The sequence below is a fragment of the Nocardia sp. NPDC047648 genome (genome assembly GCF_040642815.1).
GTDB classification, from domain to species: Bacteria; Actinomycetota; Actinomycetes; order Mycobacteriales; family Mycobacteriaceae; genus Nocardia; species Nocardia gamkensis.
In genome coordinates this window covers 444,721-464,238 of sequence record NZ_JBEYSX010000002.1, presented here as the reverse complement: position 1 = coordinate 464,238, position 19,518 = coordinate 444,721, and the positions used below count along the sequence as shown (strand labels likewise).

The following is a 19,518-nucleotide window of genomic DNA, read 5'->3' as shown; positions in this document are numbered from 1 at the left end:
ACAACTTAGCGTGGCTCGCCGCCGGACGGCGATTCCGCCCCACGGAACGATTCCCACCCACCGCCGCCCGTGTGCGCGACGCCGTCGACGGTAAGCCCGCGACCGGCCACGACTCGCCCGATCACGACCCATCCGGGTGGCAGCGCGCGGCCCGGCGCCCACGCGCCCGCGAAGGCATGATCCTCACCGCCGGTCAGGATCCATTGCGCCGCATCGGCGTCCAGCCGAGCGGCGACAAGCTCCAGCGCCGGATCGCGCAGGGCGGCCGAATCCAGGTCGATGGCCACGCCCGAGGCCGATGCGATGTGCCCCAGATCCGCGAGCAACCCGTCGGACACGTCGGTCAGCGCGTGCAGCCCGAGGCCGGGCACTCCCGGCGCTGGACTTCCGGACGCGGTGCGCGTTTCCGGTTCGGCACCGAGCGGCGCGGGCGGGGACGACGATTCCGGGTCTCGGGCTTCGAGCGAGACAGTCGCGGAATCCCGCGCGGCCACACCGGATGCGACGCGATCCGAAAATGACTCAGCCGCACCGAGTTCCGCTCCGGCGGGAGAACCACCGCGCAGTGCGTCCAGGACGAGGGCGTACGGCGGCTGCGGGATACGGTGCGCGGCAAGCGCTTCGGCGACCTCGGGGCCGGTCACCCCGGCGGTGAAGGCGGCCAGGCCCGCGGCCGACCAGCCGAGCCGGCCCGCCACCGCGACGACATCCCCCACGCGCGCACCCGCTCTGGTGATCGGCGCGCCACCGCCCGGATCGCCGAAGGCGGTGACGGAGACGACCAGTTCCCGGCTGCGAACCAGGTCGCCGCCCGCGATGGACGCCCCCGCCCTGGCCGCCTCGGCCCACATGCCGTCGGCGAGTCCGTCGACCACCTCGAGCGGGGTGTCGGCGGGGCAGCCGAGCGCGACGACGAACGCGGTCGGCGTGGCGCCCATGGCGACCACGTCGGCGGCGTTCTGCGCGATCGCTTTGCGGCCCACGTCCTCGGGGCTGGACCAGTCCAGCCGGAAATGCCGGTCCTGCACGAGCATGTCGGTGGTCACCACGAACCGGCCGTCGGGAGCCGCGATCAGCGCCGCGTCGTCGCCGGGGCCGAGCAGCACACCCGGCACCTGCACCCGGCCCGCGTTGATGCGGTCGATCAGCGCGAACTCCCCCAGTTCACGCACTGTCCTCGGGGCCCTGCTGGCGCTGATGACCGATCCTCTCCGGCGCGGTGCTTGCTGGAACGAGCCCGACGGTACCCTTTCGGAGGCATTCGAGTACTTCCGGCCCGGTCCACCGCTGCGCGGCTGCCGACCAGGGCGACGCGCACCAGAAAGGATCGGTGACCATGGCGGCGGATTCGCCGGACCGTGATTCGGAGCAGCGGGACGAACACCCGGAAGCCGCTACCGAATCCCGCAAGCACACGGACGATGCGGTGGGTAGCGCCGACGCCGCTTCCTCCGACGCCGCGACACCGGACAACGGCACCGAGGACTCGCCCGCCCCAGCAGACGAGAGCGACGCCGAAGACTCCGCGGCAGCGGGCGAACCGGACAACCCGCCTGCCCCCGCGCACCAGTACTCGCCCGCGCTCATCGCCACCGCCGTGGCGCTTCCGGTCGTGCTGGTCGTCGCCGTGATCGTGGCCGCCGTGCTCGCGCGCCGCGCGCCCGTCGAGCGTGAACCGCTGGTGCTCGGCCCCGTTCCGGCCCCGGCGGCGGAGGGTCCGGCCTGCGCCGAGCTGCTGCCCGCCCTGCCCGCGAACCTGGGCGAGTTCACCAAATCGACCCTGGTCGAGCCCGCCCCGCCCGCCACCCGCGCCTGGCAGCGCGCCGAAGGCGGCGACGCCATCGTCCTGCGCTGCGGGTTGGATCGCCCGCTGGAATTCAACCGCGCCTCGCCGTTGCAGATCGTCGACGGCGTGCAGTGGTTCGAGGTCCGCGACCAGGCCGCCGCGGCGAGCACCTGGTTCGCCGTCGACCGGGGGACCTACGTCGCTCTCACCGTCCCCGACGGCTCCGGCCCCACGCCGCTGCAAGAAGTCTCCGACACCATCACCGCCCACCTCCCGGCGCAGCCGATCGACCCGGGACCGCTGCCCAACTGACGGCGAGCAACGTGCGCCGATCCGTCCGCGAAAGCCTGGGCGAACCACTCGTCCGGTGGCGCACAGCGCAGGCGATCAGTGCCGAACGCGAACCGGAGTGGGACCGAGTTCCGAGGGGAGCGAGCTCAACGCAGGCCGGTGCCGCGGGCGAGCGCGGTGTCGATGAGCGAGGAGATCAGTCCGGCGAAGTCGACGCCGGTGGCCTCCCACATGCGCGGGTACATGGAGATGGCGGTGAATCCCGGCATCGTGTTGATCTCGTTGATCACCGGTCCCTGCTCGGTGACGAAGAAATCGACCCGCGCCAGGCCCTGGCAGTCGAGCGCGCGGAAGGCTCGCACGGCCAGTTCCCGGATCTGGTCGGAGACCTCGTCGTCCAGCTTGGCGGGGACGTCGAATTCGCAGACGTCGTCGAGGTACTTGGTGTCGAAGTCGTAGAAGGCGGGCGCGTCGGTGATGGTGCCGGTCTCCGGCATCCGGATCTCCGCGACCACGCTCGCCGCGACCCGGCCGTCCGGGTATTCCAGGACCCCGCACTCCACTTCGCGCCCCACGATGCCCGCTTCGACGATCACCTTCGGGTCGTGCCGGCGCGCCGCCGCGATGGCGGCATCGAGGTCGTTCCACTCGCCGACCCGGGTGATGCCGATCGACGAACCGCCGCGGGCGGGCTTGACGAACACCGGCAGGCCGAGGCGCAGCCGGTCCTCCTCGGCGACCGTCGCGGTGCCGGGCCGCAGCACCACCTGGGTGCCGACGGGCAGTCCCTCGGCCGCGAGCAGTTTCTTGGTGAACTCTTTGTCCATGCCCGCCGCGCTGGCCAGCACACCGGGGCCGACATAGGGGACTCCGGCGAGTTCCAGCATTCCTTGCAATGTGCCGTCCTCGCCGAACGGTCCGTGCAGGATCGGGAAGACCACGTCGACCGCGCCGAGCGCGGCGCTCGGATCGTCGAGCGCGATCAGCGCCCCCGGGCGGCTCGGGTCCGCGGCCAGCGTGAGTGCCGTGCCCGCGGCGTCCACCGAGGGCAGGGCGCGATCGTGGATGCCGAGCGCGGCCACCTCCGCACCGCCGAGTACCCAGCGGCCCTCCGTGGTGATGCCGATCGGCACGGCCTCGTACTTCTCCGGATCCAGATGACGCAGCACGCTACCGGCCGATACGCAGGACACGGCGTGCTCGTTGCTGCGCCCGCCGAAGACCACTGCCACCCTGATCCGGTTCGTCATGCTCCGAACCGTACCCGTTTCGGTACGCGCTCCCACCGCTGACCGTCCCGGACACTCCGGCCTCCGTTCGCGCGGGGCGCAGCCGGAATCACTCCGGCTTCATCCGCCGCCCGAGCAGGTTGCCGACCGCTTCGCGCACGGAGAGTCCTTCATGGCAGACCTGATGCACGGCGGTGGTCAGCGGCATCTCCACGCCCTGCCGCTCGGCCAGCGCGCGCACCGATGTGCAGGACTTCACACCCTCGGCGACTTGGCCATGAGTGGCCGACTGCGCGGCCTCCATGGACCCGCCCGCGCCGAGCACATGACCGAACGACCGGTTGCGCGACAGCGGGGAGGTGCAGGTGGCGACCAGGTCACCGACTCCGGCCAGGCCCGCCAGCGTCACCGGCTCGGCGCCGAGGGCCACCCCGAGCCGGATGATCTCGGCAAGACCGCGGGTGATCAGGCTGGCGATCGAGTTGTCGCCCAGGCCCATTCCGGACGCGATACCGCAGGCCAGCGCGATGACGTTCTTGCAGGCGCCGCCGATCTCGCAACCGACCACGTCGGTGTTGGTGTAGGGCCGGAAGTATCCGGTCGCGCTGGCGAGCTGCACCGCCACGGCGCGGTCGTTGTCCGAGCAGGCGATCACGGTCGCGGCGGGCTGGCCCACCGCGATCTCGCGCGCCAGGTTCGGCCCGGACAGCACCGCGATCCGGCTCGGATCCGCCTCGGTGACCTCCTCGATCACCTGACTCATCCGCAGCAGCGTGCCGGTCTCGATCCCTTTCGCCAGGCTCAGCAGGGTGGCGTCGGCCCCGATCAGTCCCTTCCACGCCGCGAGGTTCGCGCGCAGCGACTGCGACGGCACCGCCAGCACGACGATGTCGGCTCCGTCCAGCGCCACCGCCGGGTCGTGGGTCGCCGCGATCGGCGGCAGCGGAATATCCGACAGGTAATCGGGATTGCGATGTTCGGAGGCCAGCGCCGCGGCGACCTCGGGGCGCCTGGCCCAGATCGTGACCTCGGTTCCCGCGTCCGCCAACACCTTCGCGAACGCGGTGCCCCACGATCCCGCGCCCAGCACTGCCACCCTCGTCATCAGCCCAATATGCCATGGAAGGATTGCTCGCATGCGCCCGCACGCCGTGCATGCCGTGATCGCGGTCAAGAGCCTCGATCAGGCCAAGAGCCGACTGGCCGACCGGCTGCGCCCGGAGCACCGGGCACGCCTTGTGCTGGCCATGCTCGCGGACACCGTGACCGCCACCGCGGCGGTCGGGGAGGTCGTGTCGGTCACCGTGGTCACGCCGGATCCCGAGGTGGCGGACCGGGCCCGCGCGCTGGGCGCCGACGTCCATCCGGAACCGCGCGGACCGCACGCCGACGGGCTGAACGCCGCGCTGGCCGCCACCGCCGCCGCGTTGCGCGGTGCGCACGGGCCGATCGATCTGCTCGCGCTGCAAGCCGATCTGCCCGCGCTGCGCCCGGAAGAACTCTCGGACATGCTCGCCGCCGCCCCGCGCGGACTGCGCTCGATCGTGGTCGACCACGAGGGCAGCGGTACCGCCGCGCTGGTGGTTCGCGACCCGGTCGCCGCGCTCGACCCCCGCTTCGGCCCCGGTTCGGCGCGCAGCCACATCGAGGCGGGGGCGGTCGATCTCGCCGGGGACTGGCCGGGGCTGCGCCTGGACGTCGACACCGCCGCCGACTTGGACCGCGCGGTGGCGCTCGGGGCCGGAAACGCGACCCGTGCTGTCCTGCACGACATCGGCTGGCCGGGCGGCGTTCACGAACCCGTTCCACACGTGTGCTAGCCGGTCGCCATGGTGGTGTGAGACACACGTCGATCGTGCTCGCGGGATGCGCGGGTGCTCTCCGGTAGGGGATGATCGTTGGCGTGAGCGATACGGAAACCGTCAAGCAGCAGCCGTTGCTTCCCACGCCACCCCCGGCGGCGACACCCCTGTCCGCCGACGAGTCGGCTGCGCGGTTGCCACGCGATCGCTACCTCAATCGTGAATTGAGCTGGCTGGACTTCAACGCCCGCGTGCTCGCCCTCGCCGAGGACGCGTCGCTCCCGTTGCTGGAGCGTGCGAAGTTCCTGGCGATCTTCGCGTCCAATCTCGACGAGTTCTACATGGTGCGGGTCGCGGGACTGAAACGCCGCGCCGAGACCGGTCTGCTGGTGCGCTCGGCCGACGGCCGGTCTCCCGGCGAGCAGTTGGAACTGATCGCCGCGCGTACGCAGGAGATCGCGGTGCGGCATGCCCGTGTCTTCCTCGACAGCGTGCTGCCCGCGCTGACGGCCGAGGGCATCGCGATCATCCACTGGAGCGACCTGGACGACAGCGAGCGCCAGCGCCTCTCGGGTTACTTCCAGGATCAGGTGTTCCCGGTCCTCACCCCGCTCGCGGTGGACCCCGCGCATCCCTTCCCCTATATCAGCGGGCTGAGTCTCAACCTCGCGGTGACGGTGAAGGATTACTCGACCGGCGGCGAGCATTTCGCCCGCGTCAAGGTGCCCGACAACGTCGACCGGTTCGTCCGCGTGCGCCGCACCGAATCCGGCTCCCCGATCGCCGCTTTCCTGCCGATGGAAGCGCTCATCGCCGCGCACCTGGATCTGCTGTTCCCCGGCATGGAGGTGGTCGAGCACCACTCGTTCCGGATCACCCGCAACGCCGACTTCGAGGTCGACGAGGATCGTGACGAGGACCTGCTGCAGGCGCTGGAGCGCGAGCTGGCCCGGCGGCGGTTCGGTTCGCCGGTGCGGCTGGAGGTGTCCGACGACATGACCGAGCACATGCTCGATCTGCTCCTGCGGGAGTTGGACGTGGACCCCGGCGACGTCATCGAGGTGCCCGGCCTGCTCGACCTGTCCTGCCTCTGGCAGGTGTACGGCGTGGACCGGCCGAATCTGAAGGACACACCCTACGTCCCCGCGACACCACCCGCGTTCGGCGAGCGCGAGACGCCGCGCAACGTCTTCGCCGCGCTGCGCGAGGGCGACGTGCTCGTGCACCATCCGTACGACTCGTTCTCCACCAGCGTGCAGCGTTTCATCGAACAGGCCGCCGCCGACCCGCAGGTGCTGGCCATCAAGCAGACCCTCTACCGCACCTCCGGCGACTCCCCGATCGTCAACGCGCTCATCGACGCGGCCGAGGCGGGCAAGCAGGTGGTCGCCCTGGTGGAGATCAAGGCGCGCTTCGACGAGCAGGCCAACATCAAATGGGCCCGCGCGCTGGAACAGGCCGGCGTGCATGTGGTGTACGGCCTGATCGGCCTGAAGACGCACTGCAAGACCTGCCTGGTGGTGCGCCGCGAGGGCGCGACAATCCGCCGCTACTGCCACATCGGGACCGGCAACTACAACCCGAAGACCGCTCGCCTCTACGAGGACGTCGGATTGCTCACCGCGGCACCGGAAATCGGCGCCGACCTGACCGACCTGTTCAATTCGCTGACCGGTTACTCGCGAAAAGAGAATTACCGCAATCTGCTGGTCGCCCCGCACGGCGTGCGCTCCGGCATCATCGAGCGCATCCAGCGCGAGACCGAACTGGCGAGTCAGGGCGAGGACGCCCGGATCCTGATCAAGGCCAACGCGATCGTCGACGAGGAGATCATCGACGCGCTGTACCGGGCCTCGCAGGCGGGCGTGCCGGTGCGGATCGTGGTGCGCGGCATCTGCGGGCTGCGCCCCGGCGTGGCCGGTATGAGCGAGAACATCGAAGTCCGCTCCATCCTCGGCCGGTTCCTGGAGCATTCCCGGGTCCTGCACTTCCAGGCGCAGGACGAGTACTGGATCGGCAGTGCCGACATGATGCACCGCAACCTGGATCGACGGGTCGAGGTGATGGCGCAGGTGAAGGACCCGCGGTTGACCGAGCAACTGCACGGGGTGTTCGACTCCGCGCTGTCGCCGACCACGCGCTGCTGGGTGTTGCAACCGGACGGCACCTGGCGGGCATCGCCGGGGACGTCCGGCGACGGGGACAAGATCAGAGATCATCAGGAGTTCTTGATGCGGCTGCGGAGGCCAGAACAGCAGTGAACGCCAAAACGGGGTTCGAGCAGGAGGGGGGCCCGATCTGGGATCCCCGGGTGACTGCCAATATCTACGCCGCCGGGGCGGTGCTGTGGCGTGAATCGTCGGCGGGGACGATCGAGATCGCGCTCGTCCATCGCCCCAAGTACGAGGATTGGTCGCTGCCCAAGGGCAAGCTCGATCCGGGTGAGACCCCGGTGCTGGCCGCGGTTCGCGAGGTCCGCGAGGAGACCGGGCTCGAGTGCAGGCTCGGGCGCTACCTCGGCCACGTGACCTATCCGATTCCGGGCCATCGCAAGCTCAAGCGGGTCGACTATTGGGCCGCCGAGCAGGCGGGCGGGGAGTTCACCGCCAACTCCGAAGTGGACGTGCTCAGCTGGCACCCGCTGGATCGGGTGATGGACCAGTTGTCCTATCCGATGGATCGGCAAGTGGTGCGCGCCTTCACCCGGCTGCCCGCACGCACCGACACCCTCCTTCTGGTCCGGCATGCCAAAGCAGGCCGCAGGGACCGCTACAACGGTCCCGACGAGCAGCGTCCGCTCGATCGCGAGGGTGAGACGCAGGCGCGCGCGCTCACGCCGAATCTCTTGGCATTCGGCGCATCTCAGGTCTATTCGGCCCCTCCCCTGCGTTGCGTGCAGACCGTGGCGCCGCTGGCGGAGAAGCTCGGCGCCGAAATCATCGAGGAGCCAGTGTTTTCCGAGACCGGGTACGCCGAACACCCGGACGAGGCCCGGGAATGTCTTCGAGCCCTGGTATCGGACAAGGCCGTTCGCGTCGTCTGCAGTCAGGGCAAGGTGATTCCGGATCTGCTGGGCTGGTTGGCCGAACGCGACGGGATCGCGCTGCCGTCGGCGCGCAATCGCAAGGGCAGTGTGTGGGTGCTGTCGTTCGTCGGCCACCGCTTGGTGGCCGCCGACCATCTGGATCGATCGCTGTCAGCCTACGACGCGGAGTCCTGATACGACGGCAACTTCCCCGTCACCGCGCGGGTCGGCGGGCGCCGATGACGACAACGGCGCCGCGAGGATGAGGCCACGGTAGGCGGACAGCCGAAAACGGCCCCGGGTGTCTCCCGGGGCCGTCTCGACGTTGAGGCGAATGGGCCCGGTGGTGGGGCCGCGCATTCAGCGCCGATCCGGCGGTGGCTCGAGATCAGCGGGTTCCGCGAGCCGAGGCCTTCTTGGCCGCGGTCTTCTTCGCTGGGGTCTTCTTGGCGGCGGTGGTGGTCTTCTTGGCCGCCGTGGCCTTGGTGGCCGTCTTCTTGGCCGGAGCCTTCTTCGCGACCGCGGTCTTCTTCGCGGGCGCCTTCTTCGCAGCGGTCTTGGTAGCGGTCGTCTTGCGCGCGGTGGTCTTCGCCGGGGCCTTGGCGGCGGCCTTACGGGCCGTGCTCTTGGCCGGAGCCTTGGTCGGCGTCGACTTCTTGGCGGCGGTCTTCTTCGCCGCCGTCTTCTTCGCCGCCGCCTTCTTCGCGGCCACCGGCGCATTCACCCCACGCTTGACGGCGGGCCCGGTCGCGGCCAGTTTCTGCTTACCCGCGATCACCGCCTTGAACTGAGCGCCGGGGCGGAACGCGGGCACCGAAGTGGGCTTGACCTTGACGGTTTCGCCGGTACGCGGGTTCCGTGCGACGCGAGCCGCGCGCTTACGCTGTTCGAACACACCGAAACCGGTGATAGTGACGCTCTGACCCTTGTGCACCGCGCGCACGATGGTGTCGACCACATGCTCGACTGCCGCGGTGGCCGTGCGCCTGTCCGTACCCAACTTTTCGGTCAGAACGTCGATCAGTTCCGCCTTGTTCATTGAATCCTCCGCAGACTAATGGCCCGTCGTCGGACCGACTAGGTACCACGGTAAACCCACTTTGGGCAAGAGTCTATGTGCCACGCCAAAATTCATGTGGTTTAGCACACGTCCAGCTACCGCAACTCCGGCTGTCCAGCTAACCGACCGGGGTGATTACGTCTGCGAAATATGTGCCGGGAGGGTAGTGGGTTTCCATGTTGGCCTTGCCTTTTCGAACCGGGTGATCGCGTCCTCCTGGCGCAGCGTCAGCCCGATGTCATCCAATCCCTCCAGCAGACGCCACCTGGTGTAGTCATCAATATCGAACGGCAACACGACGGTTCCGGCCGTCACCGTGCGCGCCCCGAGATCCACAACCAATTCCAAGCCGGGCTGTTCCTCGAGCAACTTCCAGAGCATTTCGACATCGTTCTGTGACATCTGAGCGGCGAGCACACCGCCCTTGCCCGCATTGCCGCGGAAGATGTCGGCGAACCGGGATGAGATGACCACCCGAAAGCCGTAGTCCGCCAGCGCCCAAACAGCGTGCTCACGAGACGACCCGGTACCGAAATCCGGACCCGCCACCAGCACACTACCGCTGTTGTAAGGCGCGATGTTCAGAATGAAGTCCGGATCCGACCGCCACGCGGCGAACAAGCCGTCTTCGAATCCGGTCCGCGTGACCCGCTTGAGGTAGACCGCCGGGATGATCTGATCGGTATCGACATTGGAGCGGCGCAGCGGCACTCCGATGCCCTTGTGCACGGTGAAGGCTTCCATTACGAATCTCCTGGGTTTGTTCGAGGGAATCGGGGCCGGTCAGTCCAGATCCGCAGGCGACGACAGTGTTCCGCGGACCGCTGTCGCGGCCGCTACGAGGGGGGAAACGAGGTGCGTACGGCCGCCTTTACCCTGCCTGCCCTCGAAGTTGCGGTTCGAGGTGGACGCGCAACGCTGGCCGGGCTCGAGCTGGTCCGGATTCATTCCCAGGCACATTGAGCAGCCCGCTTGCCGCCATTCGGCGCCCGCCGCGGTGAAAATCTCGCCGAGTCCTTCTTTTTCCGCCTGTGCGCGAACCCGCATCGACCCCGGTACAACCAGCATTCGCACGCCGTCGGCGACATGGCGTCCCTTCAAAATCCCGGCCACCGCACGCAAATCCTCAATGCGTCCGTTGGTGCATGAACCGACGAATACTGTGTCGATCGGTACTTGTCGAAGCGGAGTACCCGGCTCCAAGTCCATGTAACGCAGAGCTTTCTCCGCGGACTCGCGGGCCACCTCGTCGGCGAAGGCGGTGGGGTCGGGCACCGTCTCGCCCAGCGGGGCGCCCTGGCCCGGGTTGGTGCCCCAGGTGACGAACGGGGTCAGCTCGGTGGCGTCGATGTGCACCTCGGCATCGAAAACGGCGCCCTCGTCGGTCTTCAGCGCCTCCCAGGCGGCCACCGCCGCGTCCCAATCGGCCCCCTGCGGGGCGTGCGGCCGTCCTTTGAGGAATTCATAGGTCGTTTCGTCCGGGGCGATCATGCCCGCCCGCGCGCCCGCCTCGATGGACATGTTGCAGATCGTCATTCGGGCCTCCATCGACATGGCCCGGATCGCCTCGCCGCGGTACTCCAGGACATAGCCCTGGCCGCCGCCGGTGCCGATCTTCGCGATGACGGCCAGGATCAGGTCCTTGCTCGTCACGCCGGGGGGCATGGTGCCGTCCACCGTGATCGCCATCGTCTTGAACGGGCGCAGCGAGAGGGTCTGGGTGGCAAGCACATGCTCGACCTCGGAGGTACCGATGCCCATCGCCAGCGCCCCGAACGCGCCGTGCGTCGAGGTGTGACTGTCGCCGCAGACCACGGTCATGCCCGGCTGGGTCAGGCCCAGCTGCGGCCCGACCACGTGCACGATGCCCTGATCGAGGTCGCCCATCGGGTGCAGCCGCACACCGAATTCCGCGCAGTTGCGCCGCAGCGTCTCCACCTGGGTGCGCGAAACCGGGTCGGCGATCGGCTTGTCGATATCGATCGTCGGGACATTGTGGTCCTCGGTCGCGATGGTGAGGTCCGGCCGCCGCACCGGCCGGCCCGCGGCGCGCAGCCCGTCGAAGGCCTGCGGACTGGTCACCTCGTGGACGAGATGCAGGTCGATGTAGATCAGGTCCGGCTCGCGCGAGGCACCCGCACCCTCTCCGCGAGCGACGACATGCTGGTCCCATACCTTCTCGGCCAGCGTGCGCGGTTCGGCCATTGTCGATCACCTTTCGGACGAAGCAGCCGTTCCGCGATCTGGACTCCGACGCGGCGACGGTTGCACGAGTTGGGATAGCTGCGCCTGGTCCGAACGCCGAGGGCACGTACCGGTGAAGGTGGATTTCTCAACATTCGAGACGCTAGTATCGTTCTATGAGACAGCATAGCGGCATCGGCGTCCTCGACAAAGCAGTGGCGGTCCTGTACGCCGTAGCCGAGCATCCCTCGGGTCTCAACGAGCTCTGCGCGCGCACCGGCCTGCCCCGCGCCACCGCACACCGATTGGCCGTCGGCCTGGAGGTGCATCGCCTGCTCGCTCGCGACAGCAACGGCACCTGGCGGCCGGGTCCGGCGCTCGCCGAGCTCGCGACCAGCGCCGATGACCCGCTGCTCGAGGCCGCCTCGGCCATCCTGCCCCGGTTGCGCGAGATCACCGGCGAGAGCGTCCAGCTCTATTGCCGCGACGGCAACGCCCGCGTCTGTGTCGCGGCGCTGGAACCCCCCGTCGGACTGCGCGACACCGTGCCGATCGGTGCCCGACTGCCGCTCACCGCGGGTTCGGCGGCCAAAGTGCTGCTGGCGTGGGCCGACCCGGAACTGCAGCGCACCATCCTGACGGACGCGGTGTTCGGCGAGCGTGCGCTGGCCGAGGTGCGCAAGCGCGGGTGGGCGCAGAGCGCGGCCGAGCGCGCGGCAGGCGTGGCCAGTGTTTCCGCACCGGTGCGGGACGCCGGCGGCACCGTGGTCGCGGCCGTGTCGGTGTCGGGGCCGATCGATCGGATGGGCCGCAGGCCGGGCGCCCGGTGGGCGGCGGATCTGGTCGCGGCGGCCGAGGCCCTGCACAAGCGCCTGTAACCCGTTTCACATCGGGCTATCTACAGTGGGCCCATGGGAGTCAACCAACGGGCACAGATCGTGATGTCCGATACCGAGATCACCGATTTCTTGCAGCGCAGCCGGATCGCGACGCTGGCGACCATCGGCCCGATGGGCACGCCGCACCTCACCGCGATGTGGTACGCGCTCATCGACGGGGAGATCTGGTTCGAGACCAAGGCCAAGTCGCAGAAGGCGGTGAACCTGCGCCGCGATGCCCGGGTCACTTGCATGGTCGAAGCGGGCGACACCTACGACCAGCTCAGGGGCGTGGCCATCGAGGGCCGCGCCGAGATCATCGAGGACGCCGAGAAACTCTTCGCCGTCGGTGTGAGCGTCTGGGAGCGCTACACCGGCCCCTACAGCGAGGAGGTGCGGCCGATGGTCGAGGCCATGCTGCACAAGCGGGTCGCCGTGCGCGTCGTGCCCGAGCGCACGCGCAGCTGGGATCACCGCAAGCTCGGCCTCCCGGCCATGCCCCTCGGCGGCAGCACCGCGCGGGCGCTGGACTGACCCGCCCGCGCCCGGATCGCGCGACGCGCCCGAAATCCAACTGACACAACCGCCCCGCACGGGCTAGCGTCGGGGTGTTCGACAGGAATCGGCCGGGCAGCGCCGCCCGCGAGGACGCGCTGCGCGACCGCGACGACGAGGAGCAGCGATGGCGGATTCGGGTAAGTCCAATGGCGCCGACGAGGTGAAGCGCAAGTTCCGGGAGGCACTGGAGCGCAAGAACCAGCAGAACGCCCGCGCGGCAGACCACCTCGACGGGCGGTCCAAGGCGTCCGGGGCGCACACCGCGGTCGGCCACAAGCGGGAATTCCGGCGCAAGAGCGGATAGTCCGCGCAGACGGCGAAGGCCCTCCAGCAAGATCGCTGGAGGGCCTTACTTTTGCGCCGGTTCGGGCCGGACGAGCCGAGGGGCACCCGGTTCTCGGCGAACCACCCCGGCTCGGCTTCTCCGGCAGCGCGGTATCGGGACCGGCGAAGGCGTCATGCCAGCGGCGCGCCGACAGCAGCCCGATATCCGGAGTAGCGCGAACAGTCGCGGGGCGGAACCACGAGACGTGGCAACGCACCCCACCCGAGCGAGTCCGGGCCGGCGCCGAGGTCTGTGAGCGCGAGGGTTACACCGCTCACTACTGGACCGCGCGACCGTGAGCGATGCGCACTTCGACCTCGAGTACGGCGCAAGCCATGAGCGCGACCTGACCGGCGCACGCCGTGTCCGCGAGCCCGGTCTGCTCCTGTTCACGAGATGCCCCAAAGGGTGCGCCGCATCTCGGAGCGCCCTGGCCTCGGCCTGACCATCCGGCATCCACGCTGCCGTCGCGGCGCAGCGGATACCTGGCTCTCGGGGCACGGAGTTGATCCATGGGCCAGAGTTCGCAGGCGGGGGCGGCCCTCGCCAGGGTCCGGGGGCGAAGCCCTCCGGCTGGGGGTCCGGATCGCACCCCACAAGACATAGTGAAACGAGAAAGGCCCATGCTCTATGAGCATGGGCCTTTCACTCGCGTAGCCCCGACGGGATTCGAACCCGCGCTACCGCCTTGAGAGGGCGGCGTCCTAGGCCGCTAGACGACGGGGCCAGGACTGCTTCTCGCTGTCGCGAGGAGCGCCGTGGTGATCTTTCGATCAGGAGGCTCGGCTAGCTTAACCGGCCGAGGCCCGGCGACCAAATCGCCAGGTGTTGATTGATTTCGGCCGCGAACCGAAGTCGAACAACCCACTCCGCTGGGGTACCAGGACTCGAACCTAGAATGGCTGAACCAGAATCAGCTGTGTTGCCAATTACACCATACCCCAATGACCAGGCGTTCAGCCTCGCGTCTGGATGACTCGAGACCGTGTTCCGGGCCGAGAAGAAGAGTACCAAACGGGTGAGGGGGAACTACAAATCGCCTGGTCAAAGCCATGTTTTCAGCCTTCGGACGAGTCCGGGCCCGCTTCCTTCCAGTGCAACGCCGAGCGCAACCGGTCCAGGGTGACGCCGCGGCCGAGCAGTTCCAGCGATTCGTACAGCGGCGGGCTGATATGCGACCCGGTGACCGCGACCCGCACCGGTGCGAAGGCTTTGCGCGGTTTCAGACCCAGATCATCGATCAGCGCCTTTTTCAGCGCCTCTTCGATCGCTTCGGCGGTCCAGTCGGTCAACGGCTCCAACACGGTAATAGCGGACTGCAATACCTCTGCGGCGCCGGAACCGAGATTCTTGGCACCCGCGGCGGGGTCGATCGCGAACTCGTCCGCGGGCGCGAACAGGAAACGCAACAGTTCCCAGGCGTCGGACAACACGACGATCCTGGTCTGTACGAGTTCCGCCGCCTCTGCGAACACCTTCTCGTCGATTTCCGCGCCGATATGACCGTGTTCGGTGAGATACTCCCGCAGCCGGTGAGCGAAATCACCCGGCGCCAGCAATCGGATGTGCTCGGCGTTGAGCGCGTCCGCCTTCTTCTGGTCGAAACGGGCCGGATTCGAATTTACTTTCGAGATATCGAAGGCCTCGACCATCTCCGCCATGGAGAAAACGTCGCGGTCCTCGGACAGTCCCCAGCCGAGTAGCGCGAGATAATTCAGCAAACCTTCAGGAACGAAGCCGCGGTCGCGGTGGGCGAACAGATTCGACTCCGGATCACGCTTGGACAACTTCTTGTTGCCCTGACCCATGACGAAGGGCAGGTGACCGAACTCGGGAGTGAAATCGGCGACCCCGATCCGGCGCAGCGCGGCGTACAGCGCGAGCTGGCGCGGTGTCGAGGAGAGCAGGTCCTCGCCGCGCAGCACGTGGGTGATCCGCATCAGCGCGTCGTCGACCGGGTTGACCAGGGTGTACAGCGGATCGCCGTTGCCACGGGTGAGCGCGAAGTCCGGCACGCTGCCCGCCTTGAAGGTGGTCTCGCCGCGCACCAGATCGTTCCAGGAGAGGTCTTCGTCGGGCATCCGCAGCCGGATAACGGCAGGGCGGCCCTCGGCCCGGTACGCCTCGATCCGCTCGGGCGTCAGATCGCGATCGTAGTTGTCGTAACCGAGCTTCGGATCGCGTCCGGCGGCACGATGGCGAGCTTCGACTTCCTCCGGCGTGGAGAACGATTCATACGCCTCACCGGCCTCCAGCAAACGCCGAACCACGTCCAGGTGCAGATCTTTTCGCAACGACTGGCGATATGGTTCGTAAGGGCCGCCGACCTCCGGCCCCTCGTCCCAGGTGAGCCCGAGCCAGCGCAGCGCGTCGATAATCGCGCGGTAGGATTCCTCGGAATCGCGTGCGGCATCGGTGTCTTCGATCCGAAAGACGAATGTGCCACCGTGGTGGCGGGCGTAGGCCCAGTTGAACAGCGCCGTCCGGATCAGGCCGACGTGCGGCGTTCCGGTCGGTGACGGGCAGAATCGGACCCGTACTTCAGTCATGGCTCTCTTTCGTATCAGCGTTTGGCGGCAACGGGATTGGTGAGGGTTCCGATGCCCTCGACGGCCACCGACACCTGCTGACCCTCGCGCATCGGGCCGACGCCCTCGGGGGTGCCGGTGAGGATGACGTCACCGGGCAGCAGCGTCATCACGGTGGTGACCCACTCGATGAGTTTCGGAATGTCGTGCAGCAGAAGCGAAGTCCGACTGCGCTGGCGCACCTCGCCGTCGAGCTCGGTGACGATCTCCAGATCCGAAGGGTCCAAAGACGTTTCGATCCAGGGACCGAGCGGGCAGAAGGTGTCGTAGCCCTTGCCCCTGGTCCACTGGCCGTCGTGGCGCTGCTGGTCGCGGGCGGTCACGTCGTTTGCGGCGGTGTAACCCAGCACCACGTCCAGCGCGCGGGCGGCGGGCACATCCTTACAGGGGCGGCCGATGACGATCGCCAACTCCCCTTCGTAGTCGACCTGAGATGAACTGGGCGGCAGGATGATCGGGGCGTTCGGGCCCACGATCGCGGTGTTCGGCTTGAGGAAGATCACCGGGTCGGCGGGGGCGGGCCCGCCCATCTCGGCGGCGTGGGCGGCGTAGTTCTTGCCGATGCAGACCACCTTGCTGGCCAGGATCGGCGCGAGCAGCCGCACATCGGCCAGCGGCCAGCTCCGGCCGGTGAACGTCGGTGTGCCGAACGGGTGTTCCGCGATCTCCTTGGCCACGCTGTCGCTTCCGTCACCCTCGATGCTGACGAAGGCGACTCCATCGGGACTGGCAACTCGACCTAGACGCATGCCCGGAGTCTATCGACCCGCCGTCACCAGCCCGAACGCGCCCGACCGAGTGGTCGGATCCCATGCGGACGCGGCCGTGCCCGCGCTGTGAGGAGTTCGACAGCCGCTGTCGTCGAATCGAGCGGCCACCGGGGTGTACCGTGAGCGAAGCAGTTCATAAAGTGGGAAGATTATCCCAAATAATGAGATTTGAGGTGGGGCCGATGGCGACCGTTACGCAGATCGACGAGGTTCGGCGCTGGTCCATGCTCGGTCTCGGGGTATTCGCCCAGGCCTCCAGCGCGGTCTTCATCCACGGTGTCCCGTTCCTGCTGCCCGCGCTGACCGATCGCGGCATGCCGCTGGCGACGGCAGGCCTGCTGGTGGCGATGCCCACCGTCGGCCTGGTGTGCACCCTGATCGCGTGGGGTTACCTGGTCGACCGGATCGGCGAACGCAAAGTGCTGATCGGCGGTCCGCTGCTGATGCTGGCGGCCGGGTGCGCCGCGGCCGCCACGACCGACGACATCGCGTTGGGTGCGCTGCTCTTCCTCGGCGGCGTCGGGGCGGCGAGCACCAATGGCGCCAGCGGCCGGGTGATCGTCGGCTGGTTCCCGCCGCACCGGCGCGGGCTGGCGATGGGGATCCGGCAGACCGCGCAGCCGCTGGGCGTGGGCGTCGGCGCGCTGGCGATTCCGGCCGTCGCCGCCGCCCACGGCGTGCCCGCGGCCATCCTCGTTCCCGCGCTCATGGCGGGCGTGGCGGCCGTGGGTTGTCTGGCAGGCATCGTCGATCCGCCGCGCCCCGCCGGTTCCGCCGCCGATCCGGCGTTGCGCGCCAATCCCTATCGCGACGACGCCACACTGTGGCGCATCCATCTGGTCTCGGTGCTGCTGGTCGTCCCGCAGGGCACGGTGTGGACCTTCGCGCTGCTGTGGCTGCACCGCGACATCGGCTGGTCCCTGGCCGCCGCCGGCGCGCTGGTGACGGTCACCCAGATTCTCGGTGCGCTGGGCCGCATCGGCGCGGGTGCGTGGTCGGATCGGGTCGGCAGCCGGATGGGGCCGCTGCGTACCGTCGCCGTGGCCGCCGTGCTCTCGATGGCCGCGCTGGCGCTGACCGCATGGACCGAGTGGTGGTGGGCGGCCATCCCGCTGCTGATCGCCGCGTCCGTGATCACCGTCTCCGACAACGGTTTGGCCTTCACGGCGGTCGCCGAGATCGCGGGCCCGTACTGGAGCGGCCGGGGCCTCGGCATCCAGAACACCGGCCAGAACCTGGCCATGGCCGCCGTCCCGCCGGTGTTCGGCGCTCTGATCACCGCGAGCGGCTTCCCCGCCGCCTTCCTGCTGGCCGCCGTCACGGCTGTCGCGGCAGTCCCCCTCGTCCCCCGAGACGCCGACTAGGCCAGCGCCCCGAACTTTCGCCCGTCCCGGCCGAAGGGCGCCCAAGCGCACGAGACGCTCTCGACCTCGGCACCAGCGATCTACCGGAACCCGACAGCCCAGCCGCGACCGAGCCGCAAGGACGACCGAACCGCACCGGATTCTCCTGCCGAGCGTCCTCACCGCGCCTCGACCTCGGCCCACCGATTAGCCGGAACTCGACGACACAGCAGTAGGCGAACTGCAAAGGCGGACGAGCAATCCCGAAGTTCCCAGTAGTCCGGTCATGTTCGGGTCTCGATGTCGGCGCCATTGATCTACCAGGAGTTCCGTCGCGCGGCCGAAGTCGAACCGCGGACAAAGCCCAGCCGCCGGAGTATGTAGCAGGCGGACTCCCGCGATGTCGTGGCCCCACCCGGGGCCGCTTCGCGCGGCGATCGGTCTCACACCGGCGACGCTGATGTCCGAGACAGTGGGTGCGTATACACAGGCTGAAGGCAGGAAGGCCCCGTTTCCCATGGGAAACGGGGCCTTCGTGAGGAACGGTCAGAGGGTGGCGGCGATCCGGTCGCCGATTTCCACGGTCGACGCGGCCCCGGAGCGCGACTCGAGGTCCTTGGCGACCGCCGACTCGATGCGCGTGGCCTCCTCGGTGTGGCCCAGGTGGTTGAGCAGCAGGGAGACCGAGAGGATCGCGGCGGTGGGGTCGGCCTTGGACTGGCCCGCGATGTCGGGGGCACTGCCGTGCACCGGCTCGAACATGCTGGGGTTCGTCCCGGACGCGTCGATGTTGCCACTGGCGGCCAACCCGATGCCGCCGCTCACGGCCGCGGCGAGGTCGGTGATGATGTCGCCGAAGAGGTTGTCGGTGACGATCACATCGAACCGGCCCGGGTCGTTGACCATGTGGATGGTGGCGGCATCGATGTGCTGGTAGGCCGTGCTGACGTCGGGGAATTCGGCCGCGACCTCGTCAACGGTGCGCTGCCAGAGCGAGCCCGCGAAGGTGAGCACGTTGTTCTTGTGCACCAGCGTCAGGTGCTTGCGCCGGGCCTGCGCCTTGGCGAAGGCGTAGCGCACCACGCGCTCGATGCCGAAGCGGGTGTTGGTGCTGACCTCGGTCGCCACCTCGTGCGGAGTGTCCACGCGGATCGCGCCGCCGGTGCCGGTGTAGGGCCCTTCGGTGCCCTCGCGCACGACCACGAAGTCGATGTCGGGGTTGCCCGCCAGCGGGCTGGTCACCCCGGGGAACAGCTTGGACGGCCGGAGGTTCACGTGGTGGTCCAGCGCGAACCGGGTACGCAGCAGCAGGCCGCGTTCGAGCACGCCGCTGGGCACCGACGGGTCGCCGATCGCGCCGAGCAGGATGGCGTCGTGCTGCTTCAGCTCGGGCAGCACCGAGTCCGGCAGGATCTCGCCGGTCGCGTGGTAGCGGCGCGCACCGAGGTCGTACTCGGTCTTCTCGACGCCGGGCACGACCACGTCGAGCACCTTGAGCGCCTCGGCGATGACCTCGGGCCCGATCCCGTCACCCGGGATGACAGCAAGCTTCATGACAAATGCTCCGTTCGATGTTGCCGGTCGCGGCCGCCGCATCATGCGGCCCAGAGGTGACCGTCGGGTGCGCACGACATTCCGGCCGGGTGACCGCAGCACCGTCACGGTACTCGGCGCGGCCG

At 68.7% G+C, this 19,518-nt stretch carries 17 protein-coding genes and 2 tRNA genes; 8 read left to right on the top strand and 11 right to left on the bottom strand.

All coding sequences use genetic code 11. The annotated features are described in order from the left end of the window. Positions 1 to 5 precede the first annotated feature (5 nt). Positions 6 to 1,172, bottom strand: a complete 1,167-nt coding sequence (gene thiL / locus ABZ803_RS06495) for a thiamine-phosphate kinase (protein ID WP_357033701.1) — start codon at positions 1,170 to 1,172, stop codon at positions 6 to 8. Positions 1,173 to 1,336: 164 nt separating this feature from the next. Between thiL and ABZ803_RS06490 the strand changes: the two genes are divergently transcribed. Then, positions 1,337 to 2,098 (top strand): DUF3515 domain-containing protein, encoded by a 762-nt coding sequence (locus tag ABZ803_RS06490; RefSeq protein WP_357033699.1) that lies wholly within the window; start codon positions 1,337 to 1,339, stop codon positions 2,096 to 2,098. 125 nt (positions 2,099 to 2,223) lie between these two features. Here ABZ803_RS06490 and ABZ803_RS06485 read toward each other — a convergent pair whose 3' ends face one another. Then, positions 2,224 to 3,327 carry a D-alanine--D-alanine ligase family protein gene (locus ABZ803_RS06485; RefSeq protein ID WP_357033697.1) on the bottom strand — a complete coding sequence of 368 codons (1,104 nt, stop codon included), beginning with the start codon at positions 3,325 to 3,327 and terminating at the stop codon, positions 2,224 to 2,226. A gap of 88 nt (positions 3,328 to 3,415) precedes the next feature. After that, positions 3,416 to 4,411 carry an NAD(P)H-dependent glycerol-3-phosphate dehydrogenase gene (locus ABZ803_RS06480; RefSeq protein WP_357033695.1) on the bottom strand — a complete coding sequence of 332 codons (996 nt, stop codon included), beginning with the start codon at positions 4,409 to 4,411 and terminating at the stop codon, positions 3,416 to 3,418. Between the two features lie 31 nt (positions 4,412 to 4,442). Here ABZ803_RS06480 and cofC point away from each other — a divergent pair, with 31 nt between their 5' ends. From cofC to ABZ803_RS06465, 3 genes are all read left to right on the top strand, one after another. Beyond that, entirely contained in the window at positions 4,443 to 5,126 is a 684-nt protein-coding gene (gene cofC, locus ABZ803_RS06475) for a 2-phospho-L-lactate guanylyltransferase (RefSeq protein ID WP_357033693.1), read from the top strand. A 71-nt stretch (positions 5,127 to 5,197) separates the two neighbouring features. Continuing rightward, complete coding sequence (locus tag ABZ803_RS06470) at positions 5,198 to 7,369, top strand: RNA degradosome polyphosphate kinase (RefSeq protein ID WP_357033691.1); 2,172 nt, start codon at positions 5,198 to 5,200, stop codon at positions 7,367 to 7,369. 50 nt (positions 7,370 to 7,419) lie between these two features. Next, entirely contained in the window at positions 7,420 to 8,328 is a 909-nt protein-coding gene (locus ABZ803_RS06465; protein ID WP_357033689.1) for a bifunctional NUDIX hydrolase/histidine phosphatase family protein, read from the top strand. A 193-nt stretch (positions 8,329 to 8,521) separates the two neighbouring features. On the opposite strand, the gene ABZ803_RS06460 is transcribed toward ABZ803_RS06465, so the two are convergent. From ABZ803_RS06460 to leuC, 3 genes are all read right to left on the bottom strand, one after another. Beyond that, positions 8,522 to 9,172, bottom strand: coding sequence for an HU family DNA-binding protein (locus ABZ803_RS06460; RefSeq protein ID WP_062969880.1), 651 nt, complete (start codon positions 9,170 to 9,172; stop codon positions 8,522 to 8,524). Positions 9,173 to 9,328: 156 nt separating this feature from the next. Continuing rightward, on the bottom strand, positions 9,329 to 9,937 hold the full coding sequence (leuD, locus tag ABZ803_RS06455) for a 3-isopropylmalate dehydratase small subunit (RefSeq protein WP_040868414.1): 609 nt from the start codon (positions 9,935 to 9,937) through the stop codon (positions 9,329 to 9,331). A gap of 39 nt (positions 9,938 to 9,976) precedes the next feature. Further along, positions 9,977 to 11,398 (bottom strand): 3-isopropylmalate dehydratase large subunit, encoded by a 1,422-nt coding sequence (gene leuC, locus ABZ803_RS06450; RefSeq protein WP_357033686.1) that lies wholly within the window; start codon positions 11,396 to 11,398, stop codon positions 9,977 to 9,979. 155 nt (positions 11,399 to 11,553) lie between these two features. On the opposite strand from leuC, the gene ABZ803_RS06445 reads away from it, so the two are divergent. The 3 genes from ABZ803_RS06445 (at position 11,554) to ABZ803_RS06435 (ending at position 13,117) form a co-directional block, all read left to right on the top strand. Then, positions 11,554 to 12,255, top strand: a complete 702-nt coding sequence (locus ABZ803_RS06445) for an IclR family transcriptional regulator (protein WP_040868418.1) — start codon at positions 11,554 to 11,556, stop codon at positions 12,253 to 12,255. Positions 12,256 to 12,288: 33 nt separating this feature from the next. Continuing rightward, the gene (locus tag ABZ803_RS06440; RefSeq protein ID WP_357033684.1) at positions 12,289 to 12,789 is read left to right on the top strand and encodes a PPOX class F420-dependent oxidoreductase; all 501 of its coding nucleotides are present in this window, start codon (positions 12,289 to 12,291) and stop codon (positions 12,787 to 12,789) included. A 148-nt stretch (positions 12,790 to 12,937) separates the two neighbouring features. After that, on the top strand, positions 12,938 to 13,117 hold the full coding sequence (locus tag ABZ803_RS06435) for a DUF5302 domain-containing protein (protein WP_357033682.1): 180 nt from the start codon (positions 12,938 to 12,940) through the stop codon (positions 13,115 to 13,117). Positions 13,118 to 13,792: 675 nt separating this feature from the next. Here ABZ803_RS06435 and ABZ803_RS06430 read toward each other — a convergent pair. The 4 genes from ABZ803_RS06430 to ABZ803_RS06415 all read right to left on the bottom strand — a co-directional run bounded on the left by ABZ803_RS06430 (position 13,793) and on the right by ABZ803_RS06415 (position 16,475). Next, positions 13,793 to 13,865 (bottom strand) — tRNA-Glu (locus tag ABZ803_RS06430). 145 nt (positions 13,866 to 14,010) lie between these two features. Beyond that, positions 14,011 to 14,082, bottom strand: a tRNA-Gln gene (locus ABZ803_RS06425). Positions 14,083 to 14,196: 114 nt separating this feature from the next. After that, a complete protein-coding gene (gene gltX, locus ABZ803_RS06420; RefSeq protein ID WP_357033680.1) occupies positions 14,197 to 15,687 on the bottom strand; it encodes a glutamate--tRNA ligase in 1,491 nt (496 codons plus the stop codon). 14 nt (positions 15,688 to 15,701) lie between these two features. After that, on the bottom strand, positions 15,702 to 16,475 hold the full coding sequence (locus ABZ803_RS06415) for a fumarylacetoacetate hydrolase family protein (RefSeq protein ID WP_357033678.1): 774 nt from the start codon (positions 16,473 to 16,475) through the stop codon (positions 15,702 to 15,704). Positions 16,476 to 16,678: 203 nt separating this feature from the next. Between ABZ803_RS06415 and ABZ803_RS06410 the strand changes: the two genes are divergently transcribed. Further along, complete coding sequence (locus ABZ803_RS06410; RefSeq protein WP_357033676.1) at positions 16,679 to 17,860, top strand: MFS transporter; 1,182 nt, start codon at positions 16,679 to 16,681, stop codon at positions 17,858 to 17,860. 525 nt (positions 17,861 to 18,385) lie between these two features. Here ABZ803_RS06410 and ABZ803_RS06405 read toward each other — a convergent pair. Further along, a complete protein-coding gene (locus tag ABZ803_RS06405; protein WP_357033674.1) occupies positions 18,386 to 19,393 on the bottom strand; it encodes a 3-isopropylmalate dehydrogenase in 1,008 nt (335 codons plus the stop codon). Positions 19,394 to 19,518 lie beyond the last annotated feature (125 nt).